Annotated in this window: 21 protein-coding genes and 3 pseudogenes; 16 read left to right on the plus strand and 8 right to left on the minus strand. The window is 42.1% G+C overall.

Features of this window, described 5'->3' with window-relative positions; translation table 11 throughout:
* Positions 1 to 3: 3 nt before the first annotated feature.
* Positions 4 to 1,338, plus strand: coding sequence for a type I glutamate--ammonia ligase (gene glnA, locus CHH53_RS03800; protein WP_095214782.1), 1,335 nt, complete (start codon positions 4 to 6; stop codon positions 1,336 to 1,338).
* A gap of 107 nt (positions 1,339 to 1,445) precedes the next feature.
* On the opposite strand, the pseudogene CHH53_RS03805 reads toward glnA, so the two are convergent.
* From CHH53_RS03805 to CHH53_RS17590, 6 genes and pseudogenes are all read right to left on the minus strand, one after another.
* Positions 1,446 to 1,751: pseudogene (locus tag CHH53_RS03805) on the minus strand (tyrosine-type recombinase/integrase); the annotation flags it as partial.
* Between the two features lie 529 nt (positions 1,752 to 2,280).
* Positions 2,281 to 2,928, minus strand: a complete 648-nt coding sequence (locus tag CHH53_RS03815; protein ID WP_095214785.1) for a hypothetical protein — start codon at positions 2,926 to 2,928, stop codon at positions 2,281 to 2,283.
* A gap of 705 nt (positions 2,929 to 3,633) precedes the next feature.
* Positions 3,634 to 3,765 (minus strand): hypothetical protein, encoded by a 132-nt coding sequence (locus tag CHH53_RS17765; RefSeq protein ID WP_255374699.1) that lies wholly within the window; start codon positions 3,763 to 3,765, stop codon positions 3,634 to 3,636.
* 13 nt (positions 3,766 to 3,778) lie between these two features.
* Entirely contained in the window at positions 3,779 to 4,552 is a 774-nt protein-coding gene (locus tag CHH53_RS03820; RefSeq protein WP_095214786.1) for a tetratricopeptide repeat protein, read from the minus strand.
* Positions 4,553 to 5,269: 717 nt separating this feature from the next.
* Positions 5,270 to 5,506: an aminopeptidase gene (locus CHH53_RS17585; RefSeq protein WP_233134821.1), complete on the minus strand. Its 237-nt coding sequence runs from the start codon at positions 5,504 to 5,506 to the stop codon at positions 5,270 to 5,272.
* Positions 5,412 to 5,681 carry an aminopeptidase gene (locus CHH53_RS17590; RefSeq protein WP_233134803.1) on the minus strand — a complete coding sequence of 90 codons (270 nt, stop codon included), beginning with the start codon at positions 5,679 to 5,681 and terminating at the stop codon, positions 5,412 to 5,414. The genes CHH53_RS17585 and CHH53_RS17590 overlap by 95 nt, the downstream gene beginning before the upstream one ends.
* Positions 5,682 to 5,869: 188 nt before the next feature.
* On the opposite strand from CHH53_RS17590, the gene CHH53_RS03830 reads away from it, so the two are divergent.
* From CHH53_RS03830 to CHH53_RS03840, 3 genes are all read left to right on the plus strand, one after another.
* On the plus strand, positions 5,870 to 6,052 hold the full coding sequence (locus CHH53_RS03830; protein ID WP_095214787.1) for a hypothetical protein: 183 nt from the start codon (positions 5,870 to 5,872) through the stop codon (positions 6,050 to 6,052).
* On the plus strand, positions 6,049 to 7,161 hold the full coding sequence (locus CHH53_RS03835; RefSeq protein WP_095214788.1) for a diguanylate cyclase domain-containing protein: 1,113 nt from the start codon (positions 6,049 to 6,051) through the stop codon (positions 7,159 to 7,161). The genes CHH53_RS03830 and CHH53_RS03835 overlap by 4 nt, the downstream gene beginning before the upstream one ends.
* A gap of 409 nt (positions 7,162 to 7,570) precedes the next feature.
* Positions 7,571 to 8,017 carry a PH domain-containing protein gene (locus CHH53_RS03840; RefSeq protein WP_095214789.1) on the plus strand — a complete coding sequence of 149 codons (447 nt, stop codon included), beginning with the start codon at positions 7,571 to 7,573 and terminating at the stop codon, positions 8,015 to 8,017.
* A 98-nt stretch (positions 8,018 to 8,115) separates the two neighbouring features.
* Here CHH53_RS03840 and CHH53_RS03845 read toward each other — a convergent pair whose 3' ends face one another.
* On the minus strand, positions 8,116 to 8,424 hold the full coding sequence (locus CHH53_RS03845; RefSeq protein ID WP_483316334.1) for a sporulation delaying protein family toxin: 309 nt from the start codon (positions 8,422 to 8,424) through the stop codon (positions 8,116 to 8,118).
* A gap of 48 nt (positions 8,425 to 8,472) precedes the next feature.
* On the opposite strand from CHH53_RS03845, the pseudogene CHH53_RS17595 reads away from it, so the two are divergent.
* The 7 genes and pseudogenes from CHH53_RS17595 to CHH53_RS03880 all read left to right on the plus strand — a co-directional run.
* Positions 8,473 to 8,571 (plus strand): annotated as a pseudogene (locus CHH53_RS17595) (tyrosine-type recombinase/integrase); the annotation flags it as partial.
* Positions 8,572 to 8,576: 5 nt separating this feature from the next.
* Positions 8,577 to 8,795, plus strand: a pseudogene (locus CHH53_RS03855) (IS3 family transposase); the annotation flags it as partial.
* A gap of 1,149 nt (positions 8,796 to 9,944) precedes the next feature.
* Positions 9,945 to 10,685, plus strand: a complete 741-nt coding sequence (gene map, locus CHH53_RS03860) for a type I methionyl aminopeptidase (protein ID WP_095214791.1) — start codon at positions 9,945 to 9,947, stop codon at positions 10,683 to 10,685.
* A 293-nt stretch (positions 10,686 to 10,978) separates the two neighbouring features.
* The gene (locus tag CHH53_RS03865; RefSeq protein ID WP_095214792.1) at positions 10,979 to 11,302 is read left to right on the plus strand and encodes a holin; all 324 of its coding nucleotides are present in this window, start codon (positions 10,979 to 10,981) and stop codon (positions 11,300 to 11,302) included.
* Positions 11,303 to 11,608: 306 nt separating this feature from the next.
* On the plus strand, positions 11,609 to 11,992 hold the full coding sequence (locus tag CHH53_RS03870; protein WP_095214793.1) for a hypothetical protein: 384 nt from the start codon (positions 11,609 to 11,611) through the stop codon (positions 11,990 to 11,992).
* A gap of 357 nt (positions 11,993 to 12,349) precedes the next feature.
* Positions 12,350 to 13,675, plus strand: coding sequence for an alpha-glucosidase/alpha-galactosidase (melA, locus tag CHH53_RS03875; RefSeq protein ID WP_095214794.1), 1,326 nt, complete (start codon positions 12,350 to 12,352; stop codon positions 13,673 to 13,675).
* Between the two features lie 173 nt (positions 13,676 to 13,848).
* Positions 13,849 to 14,631 (plus strand): AraC family transcriptional regulator, encoded by a 783-nt coding sequence (locus tag CHH53_RS03880; RefSeq protein WP_233134804.1) that lies wholly within the window; start codon positions 13,849 to 13,851, stop codon positions 14,629 to 14,631.
* Between the two features lie 349 nt (positions 14,632 to 14,980).
* Here the strand turns inward: CHH53_RS03880 and lexA are convergent, their stop codons facing one another.
* On the minus strand, positions 14,981 to 15,610 hold the full coding sequence (lexA, locus tag CHH53_RS03885) for a transcriptional repressor LexA (protein WP_095214796.1): 630 nt from the start codon (positions 15,608 to 15,610) through the stop codon (positions 14,981 to 14,983).
* A gap of 284 nt (positions 15,611 to 15,894) precedes the next feature.
* On the opposite strand from lexA, the gene CHH53_RS03890 reads away from it, so the two are divergent.
* From CHH53_RS03890 to CHH53_RS03910, 5 genes are all read left to right on the plus strand, one after another.
* On the plus strand, positions 15,895 to 16,554 hold the full coding sequence (locus CHH53_RS03890) for a YneB family resolvase-like protein (protein ID WP_095214797.1): 660 nt from the start codon (positions 15,895 to 15,897) through the stop codon (positions 16,552 to 16,554).
* 42 nt (positions 16,555 to 16,596) lie between these two features.
* Positions 16,597 to 16,821 carry a DUF896 domain-containing protein gene (locus CHH53_RS03895; protein ID WP_095214798.1) on the plus strand — a complete coding sequence of 75 codons (225 nt, stop codon included), beginning with the start codon at positions 16,597 to 16,599 and terminating at the stop codon, positions 16,819 to 16,821.
* Between the two features lie 126 nt (positions 16,822 to 16,947).
* Positions 16,948 to 18,951, plus strand: coding sequence for a transketolase (gene tkt / locus CHH53_RS03900; protein ID WP_095214799.1), 2,004 nt, complete (start codon positions 16,948 to 16,950; stop codon positions 18,949 to 18,951).
* A gap of 157 nt (positions 18,952 to 19,108) precedes the next feature.
* Positions 19,109 to 19,507, plus strand: a complete 399-nt coding sequence (sirA, locus tag CHH53_RS03905) for a sporulation inhibitor of replication protein SirA (protein WP_095214800.1) — start codon at positions 19,109 to 19,111, stop codon at positions 19,505 to 19,507.
* Between the two features lie 43 nt (positions 19,508 to 19,550).
* Positions 19,551 to 19,693: YneF family protein (locus tag CHH53_RS03910; RefSeq protein ID WP_143594457.1), on the plus strand; the 143-nt coding region annotated here is incomplete at its 3' end.

Raw genomic sequence — 19,693 nt, forward strand, 5'->3', positions numbered from 1 at the left:
AGAATGGCGAAATTTACTAGAGAAGATGTAATCAAGATCATCAAGGAGGAGAACGTAAAGTTCATTCGCTTGCAGTTCACCGACTTGCTTGGCACAATCAAAAACGTGGAAATCCCGCTTAGCCAATTGGACAAAGCTTTGGACAACGAAATGATGTTTGATGGATCATCCATCGAAGGCTTTGTGCGCATCGAGGAATCCGATATGAAACTTTATCCGGACCTGGATACTTTCGTTGTATTCCCTTGGACTAGTGAAAAAGGCAAAGTGGCACGTTTCATCTGTGATATCTATACTCCTGAAGGAGAGCCATTCGAAGGCTGCCCGCGTTATAACTTGAAGCGCAACCTGAAAAAAATGGAAGAGCTTGGATTCAGTGCATTCAACATCGGTACAGAGCCGGAATTCTTCTTGTTCAAACTCGATGAAAAAGGCGAACCGACACTGGAATTGAATGATAAAGGCGGATACTTCGACCTTGCCCCGACGGACTTGGGTGAAACGACCCGCCGCGATATCGTGTTGGAATTGGAAGAAATGGGCTTTGAAATCGAAGCATCCCACCACGAAGTGGCACCAGGGCAGCACGAAATCGATTTCAAATATGCAGACGCATTGAAGCATGCGGATGATATCCAAACTTTCAAGCTGGTAGTGAAGACAATCGCCAGAAAACATGGCCTGCATGCCACATTCATGCCGAAACCGCTATTCGGTGTCAACGGTTCCGGTATGCACTGCAACATGTCCCTATTCAAAGACGGCAAGAATGCTTTCTATGATGAAAGCGGCGAGCTGAAGCTTTCCGAAACAGCATATCAGTTCATCGCAGGCACATTGAAGCATGCGGTCAACTTCACTGCTGTAACGAATCCGACAGTAAACTCATACAAACGCCTGGTACCTGGCTACGAAGCTCCATGCTACGTTGCATGGTCCGGCAAGAACCGCAGCCCATTGATCCGTGTGCCATCCGCTCGCGGAGCAAGCACACGCATCGAGGTCCGCAGCGTCGATCCATCTGCGAACCCATACCTGGCAATGAGCGTATTGCTTGCTGCAGGACTTGACGGAATCAAGAACAACCTGGAAGCACCAGCATCCATCGACCGCAACATCTATGTCATGGACAAAGCGGAAAGAGAAAAGAACGGTGTAACAGATCTTCCAGCTACACTATTCGATGCTCTTGAACAGCTTAAATCCGACGATATCATCGTCGAAGCATTGGGCGATCACCTATTCGAACACTTCATCGAAGCAAAAGAAATCGAATGGGATATGTTCCGCACACAAGTGCACCCATGGGAACGCGATCAGTATATGGAAGACTTTTAAGCGAAAAACGTTGATTTAAAGCCATTTCACTGGTGGTCAAAAAGTAGGCTGCTAACCCCAAAGTTAGATTTTACCACTTTTTGACCACCAAATTTGGCTAAAAAATATCAGTCATAAATTGACTGAGTGTATTTTTCATATCCATCTACGCTCGATTTTTCGCTCTTTGGTGATATATGAGAATAAATATCTGAAGTGATACTGATCGACTTATGGCCAAGTCTTTCTTGTACAAACTTCATATCAGCTCCTGATTCTAACAATAAGACTGCGTGAGTATGTCTTAGGGAATGAATCGGGAGTTTTTCTATTTGTGCTTGTTTAAGTATCCGCTTGAAAGCATTATATAGAGATGATTTAGGTAAGATACTACCGTCTTCGCGGCAAAAGATTAAATCAAGGTCATGGCGATAAGAGGGACTGTAGGTGTAGACTTTAAATAAAAGAAGACTTTTATGAAAAAATGAAAAGGAGAAGGAATAAGTGAGCGGTTGTCATGTCACTATAATGTTTTTACTTTACGACGAATAGGAATCCTTTGCAATGACAGGATGGTCAAGTTAATTTCCGTTAAGAATTACCTATGGGGAAAATTCCTGGTTTGATAGTCTTTTGACTCTTTGGTTTTGCGTATGTTACGTTGGTACAAATAAACAGCAATGAGGTGAAATCACAATGACTGTTTTGATTATCGTTTTGGGTCAGTTTTTCTACATTGCCAGTGCACCGATATTTTCAAAAACAAATCGAGCCAAGGAGTATTCGTATCTAGCAATTAACTTAGCTTACATTTTGCTAATTACACTTTATTATTCAAATAGAATAGAAATGACAAACAATACATTTTTGTTAATTACTATTCTAGTTTACATCCCAGTTGCCTATCAGATATTGAATAAAAACAAACAAAAAAAGCAGGCGTAAAATACGCCTGCTTTTCCCTTATCGGCTATAAACAATAGGACCTGTGATCTTAAATTCGATTTTGACACCTTTGCCTTTATTTTTAGAATCAATTCTATTCCCGAGAGAAACTCCTGCACCACCGATAACACCTGCTATTGTTGAGACCAGTACAGTAGGTGGAGAAGGAATAAATCGAGAAATAGTGGCAGCTCCTACTGTAGCTCCACCAGTGTTTTGTAAGGTTTGGGCAAATTCTGTCGCATCTTTATTGTTCATAGTCATAGTTACGCCCCACCAATGGAGTTTGTATGAAGTGCCGCTTGAAGCTGTAGTAAAAGCTTTATTTGTTTCTGTAACTGTTAAATCTTCGTTTATTACTACTTCTCCTGCATCAACAGATTTATTTAATTCAGACATATATTCAGTAATATTAGATATTACATCGTCAGATATAGTAACTGAGTTTTTATAGTCTTCATTAAGATAAATCTTGCCATCTTTTACTTCCACATATGGAGTTAATGCTTTGATAATTTCCTCGTCTGTCTGGACACTAGTAGCTTGAACTGTGTCAGGTTGGTTTGCAGGCTGATAAATGGACTGAGCGTTAACAGTATAAGCACCAGATCCTATAAGAGTCGTAAAGGCTAAACCAGAGGGAACAATTTTCATAGTTTTCTTCATCAAAAAACATTCCCTTCAGTAAATTTAATTACGCCACAACACTAACATTCATTTACCAAAATTGGAACCTTATAGAATAAAATCAATTTATAGTAATAGATATTTTACTTTTATTGGTAGTTTGGCGGTTATTAATCATGACAGACTCTTCGTTCTATTAGGCTATATTTAGAAAAATGGTATGAGGTAATAAATACTGAAGTTAAAAGGATGAACAGGATTAATAAAAAGTTGATTTTAATCAAATGAAAATAAATAAAATAAAATAGTATATTATAGAGTACCACAACGAAGGGAGGTGAAAGCGAAAATGATTAAGCCATTGAAGCTGAGCCAAAAAGCTTATGAGACATATAGGCAAACAGTTAAAGGTAACACATAAGTTACCAAAGAAAGAGCAGCGAAAAAACTAACGAGAAATGTGGAACTGGTAAAGGCAACACCACCACACATTCACAGAAAGTGGATCACATTCACTTACGTTTATGGAAACTTACATATTAAAGTAAGAGGAAAGACAATCATTGAAGTTAAGAATCATAAAGTTGGTAACGGAACAACTACGTGAAGTATTCTAGAAAGCTGAGAGATCATACCTTTCATGAAGGAAGCGACTATTTCGACATTTGAATGAAAGCTTCTATATAGAAATTAAAAGAGACCTCAATAAAGGGTCTCTTTTTTAGTAGGACAATTATATAACGTTTAATCTAAGATAATGGAAAATCCTCCAGGATTACTTTTGTTAGTGGCAGTGGAGTCATGGTCAACATACCCAGCTACGGCACTAACGATAATTGTTACAGCCAATAAAACAGTGAACATGACGTTTTTCATGTAATTACCTCCTTCATGTTTTTTTAATGGCGAGAGAATAATACCGGTTTGCAAGTTCGTATTTGTCAATTGAAGTATAGTATTCCGCTAACTCTTTTGCATAGTGTCTCACATTATAATTATCTTTGATTTGAATGAAGTAGTCTATACCTTCTTTCCATACACTTTCAAAATTCAACCTATCTTCATATTTCTTGTGTAGCATTGCAAATTCCCATTTCATGCTTATATTATCTTCTTTAAGACTTCTGTGAAAACCTTCATTGTATGCCTCTAAAGCTTTAGATGGAATATTGGTCTTCCAAAAACAATCCGCAAGCAGATATAAACCCTGGAGGTTGATGATCCCCTCCGGCTTATCTTTTAAAGCCTCTTCCAAGTATCGAATGGCCGTGCCTGGTAGGTCTCGTTTAACATAAAGAGCACCTAGATTGTGATTGATGTATGTGGCTAGATCATTTGCTTCTGCTTTTTTCGAGTGAGTGAGCGCACGGTGTAGGTATTCTTCTGCTAAATCAAAGTCGAGAAGTTCTTGGTAGTTTAATCCTTGCAACATTTCGGAGCGGGCCAACAGCAATACAAATGGAGAATGAGGCTTAAATGCTTGCATAGCCTTCTCAGTATGTAAGACAGAGAGTGCTATGACATCTAAGTAAAAATACGTCATAGCCTTTCTTAGGTGGAATTCTCCAATCTCAATGGGGTCACTAATCTTTTCGAGATAGGATTCCGCCTTTTCAAAGCTGTCTAACGCCTCAGAGTAGCTGTTTTTCGCATAAGCAATCATCGCTTCTACTTTATTTAGGTAATAATGGTGAGCTTCAGTAAAGTGTTGTTCAAGCTCTTTGGCATTAATTATTGAAGAGTGGCTGCCAGTTAAATCACTATGGAAAACATGATGATGACCTTCTAGTAAATAGAAAGAGATTCTATCTTGATTACTATACTTATTGAGATTATCCTTTAACTCTTTATATTATAGATACTAATAGCAACGTCTCTCTTGTTAAGCCTGAAACTCATAAACCAATGCTCTAACCGGTCTGTAATATCTAAATGGTTCGAGATGTTACGTCCCATACACAAAGCCCCTTTATCTTGTTAGTGATAACTTAATTTTACCATTTTTTGTCGTTTTTCAACGTGGGAATTTAGGTCATGGCAAGTGATTATAAAAGCTATTTTGATGCAGTAGATTTCCTCGATTAAGAAATTGGAAGACATTTCGTTAATAAATACGGAAAAAAAAAGAAAAGCTTTTGAAAAAAATACACGTTTTTTATCACATTGAGTAATGAAAGGCATGCATCTCTATTAGAATATAGGGATTTTACTAAACTGGTGAAAATAATGAATGGGCGACTTAAGATATTAACACAAAATACAAATAGGAGTTGATGCATATTGAATTACGAACAAAGGATTGATACAGATGTCTTAGCCGACATTCAAAGCTGGTACCAAAGGCTATATTGACTAACAAGAGTGACGTATTCAGTCCTGCTTATTTCAACACTTTCCCCGATAAGTTGCTGCCATGTTGTAGGTTGGAAGGAGAAGCGTTGCCGATGCCAATAGGGCAGGCTGTATTTTCATCAAACAAGGTATTGTAAAAAAGCATATCCTCCTGAGCAAGAGGAGAATAGTTAGAGACCAAGGCCATTTCTCCTAGATAATAGGAACCTTCGTCTGTTTCTATGAGACGTTGTAACGCTTCCTGGCCAGTCAGTGGTGGCATCATAGGCAGTAATCCGTCCATTTTGAAAAATGAGGGAAACAACATGGATGACTCTTCCCCCATAGACAAGCGGTTTCGTGGCTACGAGTTTACCATTCACCTTAAATTTATGCGGAGCTGAAAATATTTCCTCTGTGGGGATTTTCGGAAAGAAAGGGATTCCCTTGTTATCTGTCACCCCCCTCCGCTGAAAAATTACCGTAGATGCTTTTGTATATAGCTTCTATTTTACTTTCCTAAGTTGGGAAACTGACGATAAATATCTATCCAATCAGACGTCTTTTGAAAGAGGTCATTCCCAATACTTTTGTAGGTAAATAAAGGTAGAATAGAGTATATATATCATTTATAAGGGAGCATTGCACTATGGAACGCCTGGACATGTCAGAACATCTGGATAATTGGTCGTTAAGTATCCGGCTCGACAAGAAGGAAGCTGCACGGAGCATCTATGAAGAGTTAAACAAAAGCACGATCGATCTGGATGCAGAAACACATATTACATATCTTTTATTAAAGAGCCGGTATCATACCATTTTAGGTGGATGATAGAAGCGAAAGTAATGCGTCTAGATGGCACAGTAATCGATGTGGAAATCACCGGAGTTTCATTTCAATACGATGACCAGTTCTCTTATTTAATGATTATCCAGGAGCTGACCGAGAGGAAAAAGGCTGAGGAAGCATTGCGGCTTAGTGAAGCGAGATACCGATTGATTGCGGAAAATATGACGGATTTGGTTTGTATTATTAACTGGGAAGGTTATTTTAAATATGCTTCCCCATCTCATGTAACTGTTCTGGGCTTTCCAGCTGTTGCCTACGAGGGAAGGTTTGCAGGGGATTTCATGCATGAAGAAGACAGAGTAAAGGTACGACAGCAGCTGGAGGGCATGGTAGCCACCAAAGAAGGCAGTGTGTTGCAATTCCGGTTTAAGAATATAAGAGGCGATTGGATTTGGCTCGAGGGAAAAGGGAGCCCTATCTTTGATGAGAATGGGATATTTGAACATTTTCTCGTTGTTTCCAGAGACAATACCGAAAGATTGGCTTATGAAGAAAAACTGACATACTTGGCCTATCATGATACCTTGACAGATCTGCCAAACCGGAGACTGTTCAAGGAAAAGCTGGAACAGGCGCTAAAAGAGGCAAAACACAATCAGGCCAAATTAGCTGTCATGTATCTGGATCTCGATAATTTTAAGTATATCAATGATACTCTGGGGCATGGAGTCGGTGATGAGCTGCTAAAGCAATTCGTCCATAGAGTCAAGGGATGCTTAAGGAAAAATGATGTCCTTTCCAGGCAAGGAGGCGACGAGTTTACAATCCTGCTTCCCGAGATTGGGGAAGAACAGGAAGTGATTCAAATCGCAGACTGTATTCATGCTTCTTTCCAAAAAGCGTGGAATATAGGTCGGAATTTATTCAAGACAACTTCCAGTATAGGAATCGCCATATATCCAACCAGTGGAACCAGAGAGCATGACTTGAATATTTCTACAAGAGCAGAGTCGTTGTCTATTCTTTTGGGCTATTTAAGCGTTTTAGTCGAAAAGCCAGGAAGGGTTTCAAAGTCCGATATTCTCAAAGCAGTCAAATATGCATCAAAGTGGGGAATGAATCAGGAAAAAAACCGTGATGATTCTATATAAAGTAGGGTATCTCACATGGAGATTTTCGGATATTTCTTTGTTATAGGCGTGATTGCGGTGATGGTTTATTTACAATACAAGGCCTATAAGTGAAAGTTAATAAAAAAGTGATCCTTTGGGAGGCTGCGCATACTCCTGATAAGCAGCTGCAAGACCGGCAGCAGCAAACCAGGAGTATGCGTCGCTTTGGCACTAACGGCCCGATAACCACCAGCTGTACGCCTCCCGGCTACACCTGCTAGGTTCCTGGACTCTTTTGCCGTTCCGGCCGTACCAACAAACGAGCCTGGAAAACCTCAAAAACATAACCTTTTACTTCTGAGAAGATTGTTCTGATAATTTCAATAAACACGAATATATACTATTATTTGGAATATGGTATATTTTAAGGTATAACTATGGAAGAGAGGTGAGAAGAATTAAATTCAAACCAAGAAAAAGTGCTTTTCATATCATCATGAACTACGTTACGATCTTAGCACTCGTTGCTTTAGTTTTTATAGTTCTGCTTGTACCAAGTCCAGGAGAATCAGAATCCTATCTTCTTAAGCTATTCGTTGCTTTTGTGTTTCTAATCCTTAGTCTTTTTATGGGTTGGATTTGGTGGGGTGCGCATTATCTAATAAAAGATACAACACTAATTATCTTTTTTGGTCCAATTAAGAAAAGTATTCCTATTAACGAAATAAAAAGGATAAGAAAGACAAAGAGTATATTAGCAAGTACTACATTTTCGTTTACGAGATATGAAATCCTTTTTGGAGACAAAGTTACTGATGTTGCTCATATATCCCCACAGAAGTCTGAAGAATTTCTAGAAAAAATCAAAGAAATAAATAATGGAGTAGACATCTAGGGCACCTACAAACTAATAACTACATCTCTTTAGACATCACTACTTCAGTTATTCCCCCAAAAAAAGACAACCTATTTTAGTGGTTGTCTTTTTACTCATTAATTTAACTGTGTAGCAACATAATCAATAAACATTTCTTTCTCTAACTCGTTACTTACAGATTTCTCTGGCGCTCCCCAGAACTTAGTTTTATTATAGACAACAGCTACTTGAACTGCACCCCAACCATCTACAACAGCCACAGTAACTCCAGCGACTGCTGTGTGTGCATATGCGGCATACATATAAACCTGTACGCCAACTACAGCAGCCATGGTCTGAAATCCTTCACTTTCTTTTGTCTCTACTTTTTTCTCTTCCAAAACTTCATTAAGTAATTGATTACCTCTTGCAAGTTCATTATCGATCTATAGAAAAAACACCTCCAAGTCTTATTTCGGATAATATTTGCATAAATAGACCCACTGCCTATCCATGGTCTGAGACATACACATGCTGTAATGTTGCTGGAAGCAGTAGCAAGTATGATATATATCCAAGAGCGATTAGGGCATAGAACACGTTTGGGAAAGGGCCCATTTATTCTTCAGAAATGGAAAAGTTGCAAGCAGAAAACCGTTTTTTGAGAAAATGAAGTTTTAAAAAAGTACAAGGAATTGGAAAGGAAGTTGATAGAGAATCGACAGTCGAACTTGCAGAAACATTGCATAAAACAATAACAATACAGGATATCTGTGTGCATTTAGGAATCTCGAGAGCGTCTTTTTATCGTTGGAAGAACAAAGAAAGAAATAGAAGAAGAAAAAGTGCAGTAGATTGGGTAGACATCTCCCCAAACCGGAGATACCTGCCTATTTCATTTTTTTACTTACTTTGCCGGGTTTTGACCCAGCTTCTTTCCAGCACACATTTTGTTGAGTAGTCTAATAGGTTTGCGACTCTACTTAGTAAAAGAGTAATAAATAGGTAATTATAATTAATAATGGTCAAACGTGAGTTATATGGCCTGTAAGTAAATAACAAGCCGATGACTGAGAAGAACTGGTTAGGAGCACTAGAAGAAATTGCTATGTTTAATTTAATTTGAATAGACACACAAAAAACACAAACAGTTGATAAATTGAGAATTAGAAGGTATAAATCGGGAACTTGATTAAGGATTTAGATGCGGGATTTTTGTACCTTTCTATTAGTAAATCTAAAAGTTAAACTTAACAGATTATATAAAAACCGCAAAAAATGTTAAATAGAGCTCTTTAGCTAATAAATATCATTTATATTATTACTCAGGATGGATAAAGTGTTGCTATAGCTGGCATCAGTCCAGTTATTAGAAGTGTGTCTAAGTTTTCTGGACATCACGTTTTATTGTACATAAAGTCTCTGCTGGTTGAAAATATGGATTTTGCTTTTCCAACACTTCCTCCAAGTGGAATAATGGTACTTTGGAGAAATAAATAATACTAGGGAGTAAATCGTGAAACAACTAGACCGTATCTTAATTATTATTGCAACATTAATCTTAATTGTTAACTATCCAGTAAACATCTATATTCTTAATAATCAACCTGATCACATAGGAACATTTATTGTTTTAATTTTAATTTGTATCGTACTAATGAGAATAGTAGATGAAAAGAAAGATAACTAAGGACGTTGCTAAGCAGCCCACTTTTTCTAATAGAGGAAACCCTTGATACCACTGGTGTCAGGGGTTTTTCTTTTTATGTGGGCAGTCATGAATGTTTTTGAGGAAAGGAATATGTACATTATGTTATAATGGCGTATAACTAGTGAAATTCCGTTCAAAATGCAATTTCACCTATGGGCGTGATTAGTACGAAAACCCTTGGACCGCTGGTGTCAGGGTTTTTTCTATGCGGACCGTATATACTTAAATGAAGATAAAAGATAGCGAGGTAGGAAAATGATTGCAAAAACAGAAGAAGACATTAAGGCCCTGAAGGAAATAGGCAGGATTGTGGCCTCCATCAGGGATGAATTGGTACAAAGGACGGTACCTGGCGTAACGACGAAAGAACTTGATGATATAGCTGGGGAAATGTTTGAGAAGGAAGGCGCAGTTTCGGCTCCGAAAAGTGAATACGATTTTCCGGGGTTCACTTGTATCAGTGTCAATGATGAGGTGGCGCATGGTATTCCGGGGCAGCGAGTCATTCAGGAAGGGGATCTGGTGAATGTCGATGTATCCGGCTCAAAGGATGGCTATTTCGCAGATACTGGAATCTCGTTTGTCGTAGGAGAAGGGGAGGCAATCCTGACGAAGATTTGCGACGTTGCTAAAGAGGCATTTGAAGCGGGCCTCAAGAAAGCAAAACCCGGCTCCAAGAAAAGCGGAATCGGGAGAGCGGTATTCCAAACAGCAAGACAGCATGACCTAACCGTCATCACCAATCTTACTGGACATGGTATTGGACGTACCATACATGAAGCTCCTGATCATATTTATAATTATCGGGATACAACGGATGATGAATTATTGAAGGATGGGATGGTAATCGCATTCGAACCATTCATTTCAACCGCTGAAGAAGAAGTGTTCCAGAAAGAAGACGGCTGGACCTATGCTACCGAAAACAGCTTCGTAGCGCAATTGGAGCATACGATTATCCTGACTAAAAATGGTCCGATCATTGTCACGCAGTAATGCGTCCACGAGGATTTTTTTAGGTCGATTCCCTAAACCGGGAATCGGCTTTTTTTATGTGGCTTAATAAATGGTGTCATAAACCTAAGAAAAATACGGTAACGTGTTATGGAAGGAAGGACTTGATCATTCTCATCTTGGTCGCAAAGATCCATCACTTTTACTTATTATTTGCTTATCCGAGTGAACGGTTTGATTATCACGTGACTTGGGACATCTGAATCGTTGAAGGAAAACCACGTATTGCATCTAGAATCTATCCAGACAAAAGAAATCGGAGGAGATGAGGAATCATGGAAGAGGTAATGGCCTTTGCTTCGATTATCAGTCCTGTTGTCGTTGCGTTGGTGCAGCTGATTAAAAAGACAGTTACTGTAAATAACAGGTTCCTGCCATTGATGAGCCTGCTGATAGGTCTATTGGTGGGAGCCCTTGCTTGGCCGTTCACTGAAATGGACATTGTATTGCGGCTGTGGTCGGGAGGTTTTGCTGGACTGGCTGCATCCGGATTGTATTCCCTGGGTAAACGAAGTATAGGAATAGAGAAAGCCCTTGATTTCTTCAGGCTGTACTGCGTGTTTATCCTCCAACAGCATCGACTGTATTTCGTCGAATAGCATGTAATAGCATTTCAAAGATACTTCTTTCGATAATATGATGCTGTAAAACTCTTCATATGTGAAAAGCTTTTGGGATTCTGTCATTTTTTGGAGTGGCTGTATGGTGATTTTGCCCGGCGCCCCTAGGGTGTCGTCACATTTTTATAAAGCATCGGTCAGGATTTCGAGTATGGTGCTCCATAAAAAAGTGCTGCCTATATTGTTACCTGACTTGTCACGTTATTGTGAAATAATGTACAAACTTTCCGTCCTGCTCATACTCCATCTGTGGAACAATGGAAGCATGAACAAGGAGGAGATTTCATGCCAAAACTACGCGTGACATTATTTCACGAAATACTGGAACAGCTAGAAGCAGACCAACTCCAAGGAACGAAAGCAAGAGATTACCGGTGTGCTGTGGGGACATGCACGCCGTATGATGTCGTGCATCATACAGAAGTGCTGCTGCAGGAAGGCTTCATCACCGGCGCGGTAACAAACGCAAAGGATTATCGGGATGTTTTCATTGACGATATTTCCGTAAAAGGTCATGAGCTGTCAGCTTTGATGGGAAACAAGCGGATACTGGAAGGTGCCCGGCAGCTTTTAGGAGAGACGTACGAAAAAGCGACTCCTGGTATCCTGCTCCGTGCACTGCATTCAGCGATGAAACAGAATGATTTAAAAGGGGAGCCTGCCGTGTAGGCAGGCTTTCCTTATGTAACATGTATCTTCGCACTGATAATTCAAATTCACTATACATATCAAATTATACAGAAACGATCCAGCTGCAGCGGCCGTAAGAAGTTGATCACGGGAGGCCTTGTCCTTTTTCCCTCGGAATCCTTTCGGTAATGATAGAAGTGAATAAAGTACTTCCCAAGGATCAATCGAGATGTGTATTTCCTCGTCAAGCTTGATTTACAAGGCTTTTATCAATAAATATAGATAACAATATTTTACCCTTTTCTCTTTTTTATTTACCATTGCCTGCCGGATGAAAGCGCTGTATCATCAGTTGCAAGCAAGTAATATCCAGTACGATTTCAGGGAGGCAGTCAAATGAGTAAAATAACGTTCATCGGAGCAGGTAGTACCATTTTTACAAAGAATGTACTGGGAGATTGCATGTTGTCCCCAGCTTTACAGAGATTCGAGTTTGCGTTGTTCGATATCGATGAAGCGCGATTGGCCGAGTCCGAATTGCTGCTGAATGCACTGAAGCGTTCGTTGCAGGCAGAAGTTACAATCAAAGCATATAAAAACCGCCAGGAAGCCTTGCAGGGTGCCAAGTATGTCATAAATGCCATTCAAGTAGGGGGCTATCGGCCGAGCACTGTCATCGATTTTGAGATTCCCAAAAAGTACGGCCTTCGCCAGACGATTGCCGATACCGTCGGAATAGGCGGGGTATTCCGGGCATTGCGCACCATCCCTGTCATGCTGGATATCGCAAGGGACATGGAAGAGGTTTGCCCGGATGCATGGCTGTTGAATTATACAAATCCCATGGCTGCACTCACCGGGGCTGTTGCCCGTTTTTCGAATGTCAAAGTCGTCGGTTTATGCCACAGTGTACAGGTTTGTACAAAAGACTTGCTCAGGGATCTCGAGATTCCGTATGAGAATATCGAAGAACGGATTGCTGGTATCAACCATATGGCATGGCTGCTGGAGATCAAATCCAATGGCAAGGATATCTATCCTGAAATCAAGAAACGTGCCAAGGAGAAGCAAAAGCAAAAACATCATGATATGGTTCGTTATGAACTGATGGATAAGTTCGGATATTACGTGACGGAATCCTCTGAGCATAATGCAGAGTATCATCCTTATTTCATTAAAGAAAAATATCCGGAGCTGATTTCACGTTTTAACATACCGCTGGATGAATATCCGCGACGCTGCGAGGAACAGATTGAAAGTTGGCAGAAAACAAAACAAGAGCTGATGAATGACCACAGCTTGACACATGAACGTTCGCATGAATACGGTTCCCGTATAATGGAAGCGATGGAAACAAATCGACCGTTCGTTTTCGGAGGAAATGTAGTGAACACTGGCGGTCTGATTGCGAACCTGCCTCGAAATGCAGTAGTCGAAGTACCGTGCATCGCAAATCGAAATGGCATCACCCCGGCATATATGGGAGAGCTTCCGGAGCAGCTGGCAGCTTTGAATCGTTCCAATATCAATACACAGCTGTTGACCATCGAAGCGGCAATGACAAAATCAAAGGAAAAAATCTATCAAGCAGCCTTGCTTGATCCGCATACAGCTGCCGAACTTTCCATGGATGACATCATCAGCATGTGCGATGATTTGATTGAAGCACATGGTGACATGCTGCCGGCGTATTCAGTAGCGAAAGGGACAGTCAGACTTTGATTGATGTCAATTTCTTTTTGAATCTAGGATGATAAGGGAGAGAGACGATCATTGATACGAATCAAAGAAATGAGAAAAAAGATTACGGCGTCTACGGCTTTCATTTTCAGGAAGCCGAAATAGATGAAACAGCAAACATCCTATTGCTGGGCAGGGATAAAAAATCACCGGGCATGAGCTATGACTGGGATGGATTGAAGAGACAGGATATTGGCACATACATCTTTCAGTACACGTTATCGGGCACGGGGAATCTTGAGAAGGATGGAAAGATCCATTCACTTAAGGCGGGGGAAGCATTCCTTGTCGAAATTCCCGGTGCACATCGCTACTACCTTCCGGAGGACAGTGACGGGTGGGAATTCATTTTCATTACCTTGGTAGGCAGTAAAGCGTTGGAGTGCTGGCGTTTCATCGATGAACATAATGGGCCGGTATTGCGGATTTCTCCCGAATCGAAGCTTATCCGGCTATTATTCGCAATATATCAGGATACCATCGAAAATAGGATTACGGATGCTTATCAGGCATCTGCCAGAGCTTACGAATATATCATGGAGTGTCATCGATTCGTGAAGAATATGGAAAAGCAAAAGAAAGACCCTTCCGTTCAAATCACGAAAACTTTATCCTATATCCAGACACACTATGCTGCTCCCATTTCATTGAGTGACATCGCCGCAGTATCAGGCTATTCCAAATATCATCTGGTCAAGCAATTTCAGGATCATATGGATACGACACCTATGAAGTATCTTACAAGAATCAGGATCCAAAAAGCCGTTGATTTGCTGATGACAACAAGATTGCCCATCACAGAGATTGCAGAAAGGGTGGGGTACTCAAACGCAAATTATTTCAATAAAGTATTTCGGAAATCGATTGGTATGGCGGCGGGAGAATTCAGGAAAAGAAAGAACCCATCCAAGATCGATCGCGTCATAACGGATGGATGAGTTTTTTCGGTTCAGCGCACTGCATATATAATACTCCATATAAAAGAGGAGCCTGCCGCAAAGGGCAAGCTCCTTATTTTATTCTGTGCTCAGCGTTCCTTAAGATAATAATCATCCATGCTGTGTTCTTCCTTACGGTAGCTTCTCGTATACCCGCATTTGCATGAATCTGTAACACTATCAATCTTATGACGGCCTCGTATTTTGCACACAAGCTTGTAAAACAGCTTCACGATTCCACCTGCTTTCTAGCTTTTGGTAAAAGCATATTCTAATATACCCAAAAAATGTGTCGAAAGAAGGGTGGAATTGTGTAAAATATATGAAAAAAACGGCCGAAGCCGATTTTCTATTGGATAGAGCGATATAGACCGATTACTTTTCCCAGGATGCTGACATTATCCAGGATGATCGGTTCCATTGTACTGTTCTCCGGCTGCAGGCGGATCTGGTTCTCTTCCTTGAAGAATCGTTTGACCGTTGCTTCGTTGTCCTCTGTCATCGCAACGACGATTTCCCCGTTCTGAGCGGTCTGCTGCTGTTTGACGATGACCATGTCCCCGTCCAGGATGCCAGCCTCGATCATACTCTCCCCGACAACCACAAGCACGAAAATATTGTCATCCGGACCTACAAGATGGCTTGGTACCGGTACGTATTCCTCGATATTCTCAACGGCGGTGATCGGGATACCTGCCGTCACTTTCCCGATTACCGGCGCATAATTCGCTTCGCTGCGCGGGATATCTGTCTGTTCTTCGCTATCCAATGAAAGGACCTCGATGGCACGCGGCTTTGTAGGGTCGCGCCGAATCAGTCCCTTTTTCTCCAGTCTGGAAAGATGGCCATGCACCGTGGAGCTGGATGCCAAGCCTACTGCTTCCCCGATTTCCCTGACGGATGGCGGGTAGCCTTTATCGAGAACCTGCTCCTTTATGTATGCTAGAATCGCTTCCTGTCTTTTCGATAGTTTCATCATGTATCGAACACCCCGTGCATATATTTTTATTACATACAGTATAACACGATAGATTTCAATATACAAACATCCGTTCGAAAAAAACGCTTGACTAGAACTTATGTTCGTATATAATGGAATTAACAAATGAGAACGCACGTTCTTGAATACGGAGGGGTCAACCATGTTCAAAAAATTAGCGAAATCAGATCTATTCTACTATGTGCTTTTCGGCTTCACGCTTTTCTTCTTATACTTTACACTTATTATGAGTGTCTAATTAGCTGAAGTGAGAGGGTACATCAATGAAAGCAGTCATCTATTGCAGAGTCAGTACAGAAAAGGACGAGCAGGCAAGCTCGATTGAGCGGCAGCGCGAGGAGCTCATGAGTCTTGCTGCTTCCGCCGATATAGAGGTCATCGATATCATAGAAGAGAGACAGAGCGGCTATGAGATTGAACGCCCGGGTATCTTCCGCATGCTGGATCTATTCACAGCAGGTGAAGCGGATTGCCTTCTTATCCAGGATGAAACAAGGCTGGGCAGGGGCAACACCAAAATTGCTTTATTCCATCACTTGCAAAAGCTGGAGGTCAAGGTCTACACGCTGAGCCAGCATGGTGAATTCCAGCTTTCTGAATCGGATGGTATGGTGCTCCAGATTGTCGGTATTGTCGAGGAGTACCAAAGGAAGATTCATAATATGAAGATAAAACGGGGCATGAGGCGGGCGATTGAAGCCGGTTATGATCCGAGTAAGAATCTGGGCAACCAGCAGGCAGCACCAGGCAGGGAGCGGATTGACTTTCCGATCCAAGAGGTGATCAGGCTGAGAAATAACAAGCTCACCTTTCAGGAAATCAGCTCTGTTCTTCGCGGTATGGGCTTCCAGGTATCGAAGGCGACCGTACATAGAAGGTACCAGGAATATCTTTCGCTTGAATCGGAGGACGGTAGCAGGTAACATAGTGTGTATGAACTTTAATGCTTAAAGGAGCATATACACATGATATCCAAAGAAAAACTGGCACGCATAAATGCGTTGGCACATAAAGCGAAAACGGAAGGTCTCAGCCTTGGCGAACAGAAAGAGCAGAAGGAGCTTAGACAGGAATACTTGAAGAATGTCCGCTCTTCGTTCAAAAATCAATTCAAGACCATGACGATCATTGATCCGGAAGGAAACGATGTTACACCGGATAAAGTAAAGAAAATGCGGGAAGATAATTAAGAAGGGATGGCTGGCATCATGCTCAGCCAATCCCTTCTTTTTCTATGTATAAATCCTTGTCTATCGGAGCATTTAGGTATAGGATGAAAAAGAGTACATAATTTGCTAGATGAAAGGGATGTTCACATGGTTCAGACTACAGAATTGCTTTCAATCAATACAATTCGTACGTTATCAATCGATGCGATCGAAGCTGCTAATTCCGGCCATCCGGGTATGCCGATGGGGGCCGCACCGATGGCGTATACGCTTTTCACCGATTTCATGGTCCACAATCCGAAGAATTCCCACTGGTTCAACCGGGACCGTTTCGTATTGTCTGCAGGGCACGGTTCCATGCTGCTGTATTCCCTCTTGCATTTATCCGGATATAAGGTATCCATCGATGACTTGAAATCATTCCGTCAGTTCGGATCCCGTACACCAGGACATCCGGAAGTGCATCATACGGATGGTGTCGAAGCAACGACTGGTCCGCTTGGACAAGGCATCGCCATGGCTACCGGTATGGCAATGGCCGAGGCGCATCTTGCAGCCAAATACAACAAGGATGGTTTCCCAATCGTGGATCACTATACATACGCTATTTGCGGTGATGGTGACTTGATGGAAGGTATTTCGCACGAAACGGCATCGCTTGCCGGTCACCTTGGCCTGGACAAGCTGATCGTCCTGTATGATTCAAATGATATCTCGCTTGATGGCGACCTTCATCACAGCTTCTCTGAGAATGTGGAAGACCGCTTCAAAGCGTACGGCTGGCAAGTGATTCGTGTCGAAGAAGGAACGAATGTGGATGCAATCCGTGAAGCAATCAAAGAAGCGAAAGCAAACACAACGCAGCCTACCCTGATTGAAGTGAAGACTGTCATCGGTTACGGTTCGCCGAACAAGTCAGCGAAAAGCGCCTCCCATGGTGCGCCGCTGGGTGTGGATGAAGTAAAACTTACGAAGGAATTTTACAAGTGGGAGCATGAGGACTTCCATGTACCGGAAGAGGTCTATGCCGATTTCGAAGAGAAGGTTGCCAAAAATGGCGCCGAAGCTGAAAACGCTTGGAATGAGCTATTCGCCAAGTACGAAGAAGCATATCCCGAGCTTGCAAAAGAGCTGTCTGCTGCAATCAAGGGTGAGCTTCCGGAAGGATGGGCAGATGCGCTTCCGACGTATGAGGAAGGCAAAGATGTGACTGCCACTCGTTCTGCTTCCGGAAAAGTACTGAATGCAATCGCTGATACTGTGCCGGCTTTGTTTGGCGGAAGCGCGGACCTTGCCGGTTCAAACAAGACGCTGCTTGCAAAAGAAGAGAACTTCTCCAAGGCCAACTACAGCGGCCGCAATATCTGGTTCGGTGTGCGTGAATTCGCGATGGGTGCTGCCTTGAATGGTATGGCGCTTCATGGCGGCCTGAAAGTGTATGGCGGAACATTCTTCGTATTCAGCGATTACCTTCGTCCGGCAATCCGTCTGTCCGCTTTGATGGGGACGCCTGTGACTTATGTATTGACACACGATTCCATCGCTGTCGGTGAAGATGGTCCGACGCATGAGCCGATCGAGCAGCTGGCATCCCTAAGAGCAATGCCTGGCTTGAGCGTTGTCCGTCCTGCCGATGGCAATGAAACACAGGCTGCTTGGAGACTGGCGATGGAATCCGAAAAAGTTCCGACTGCATTAGTCCTGACGCGTCAGGATCTTCCTACATTGCCATCGACACAGCAAGCGGCATATGAGGGTGTGAAGAAGGGGGCATATGTTGTCAGCCCAGCACAAAAAGAAACACCGGATGTCTTGCTTCTGGCGAGCGGATCGGAAGTACAGCTTGCTGTACGTGCGCAGGCAGCGCTTCGTGAGCAGGATATCGATGCTTCTGTCGTCAGCATGCCATCCTGGGATCGTTTCGAACTGCAAGACCAGTCCTACAAGGATAGTGTCCTGCCGCCTGCAGTGAAGAAGCGTGTCGGTATTGAAATGGCTTCCCCGCTTGGCTGGGAAAGATATGTAGGCCTGGAAGGCAAGGTCATCGGCATCGACACGTTCGGTGCGTCCGGCAACGGTGATAAATTGATCGAAGCATTCGGCTTCACAGTCGAAAATGTCATCGAACAAGTGAAATCCATATTGAATTGATGAAAATACCGGTCACGCTTGTGACCGGTATTTTCTTATACGACAAAATCCGAGCAAAACTCTGCATCTTCGTGTCTCTTTGCTACAAGTTCCGAGGGATTAAGCAACGCTGTCTCACGTATACTATTCTTTCAAAGGGAGAAGGAGGGACAAGCTTATGAAAGAGTATTTTGTCTATTGGGTGAAACATGAGATCTACTTCCGTTATTTTTATAAATCGGATATCCTATATCGCTTTTTCCTCTCCAGTCAGGAGGAGAAAACCGCATATGTACAGGAGCAGCTGGACTATATCACAAATGAATTTCCTCCCGATGCATCACTGCAGCAAGCACTCCATCAAGATGACAATGTGCAAATCGAAGCTGATCAGCACTGCCTCCGCGTTGTCTGCGATTCCTTGACGACCGCTGAAGAGACCATCTTCTCACAGCTGCGCCATTTCGATTCATCCTTTTTCATCATCGAACCTGCGGCCAACAACTGCGGCTGGATCGCCCCGATCATAAAAAATGACTTGCAATCACGGGTTCATCTATTGTATTCTTCCTTTTGATTGTCTATACTAGATTAGAGATATTTTGAAGGAGGAAGCCAATATGAGTCCGATCTGGGTCGTACTTATAGCACTGGCTGCATTGATTATCGGCGTTGCGCTTGGATTTTTCATCGCCAGAAGATACATGATGAATTATCTGAAGAAGAACCCGCCAATTAATGAACAGATGCTTCGTACAATGAT

Origin of the sequence: Terribacillus sp. 7520-G (genome assembly GCF_002271665.1) — a bacterium.
Classification (GTDB): domain Bacteria; phylum Bacillota; class Bacilli; order Bacillales; family Amphibacillaceae; genus Terribacillus.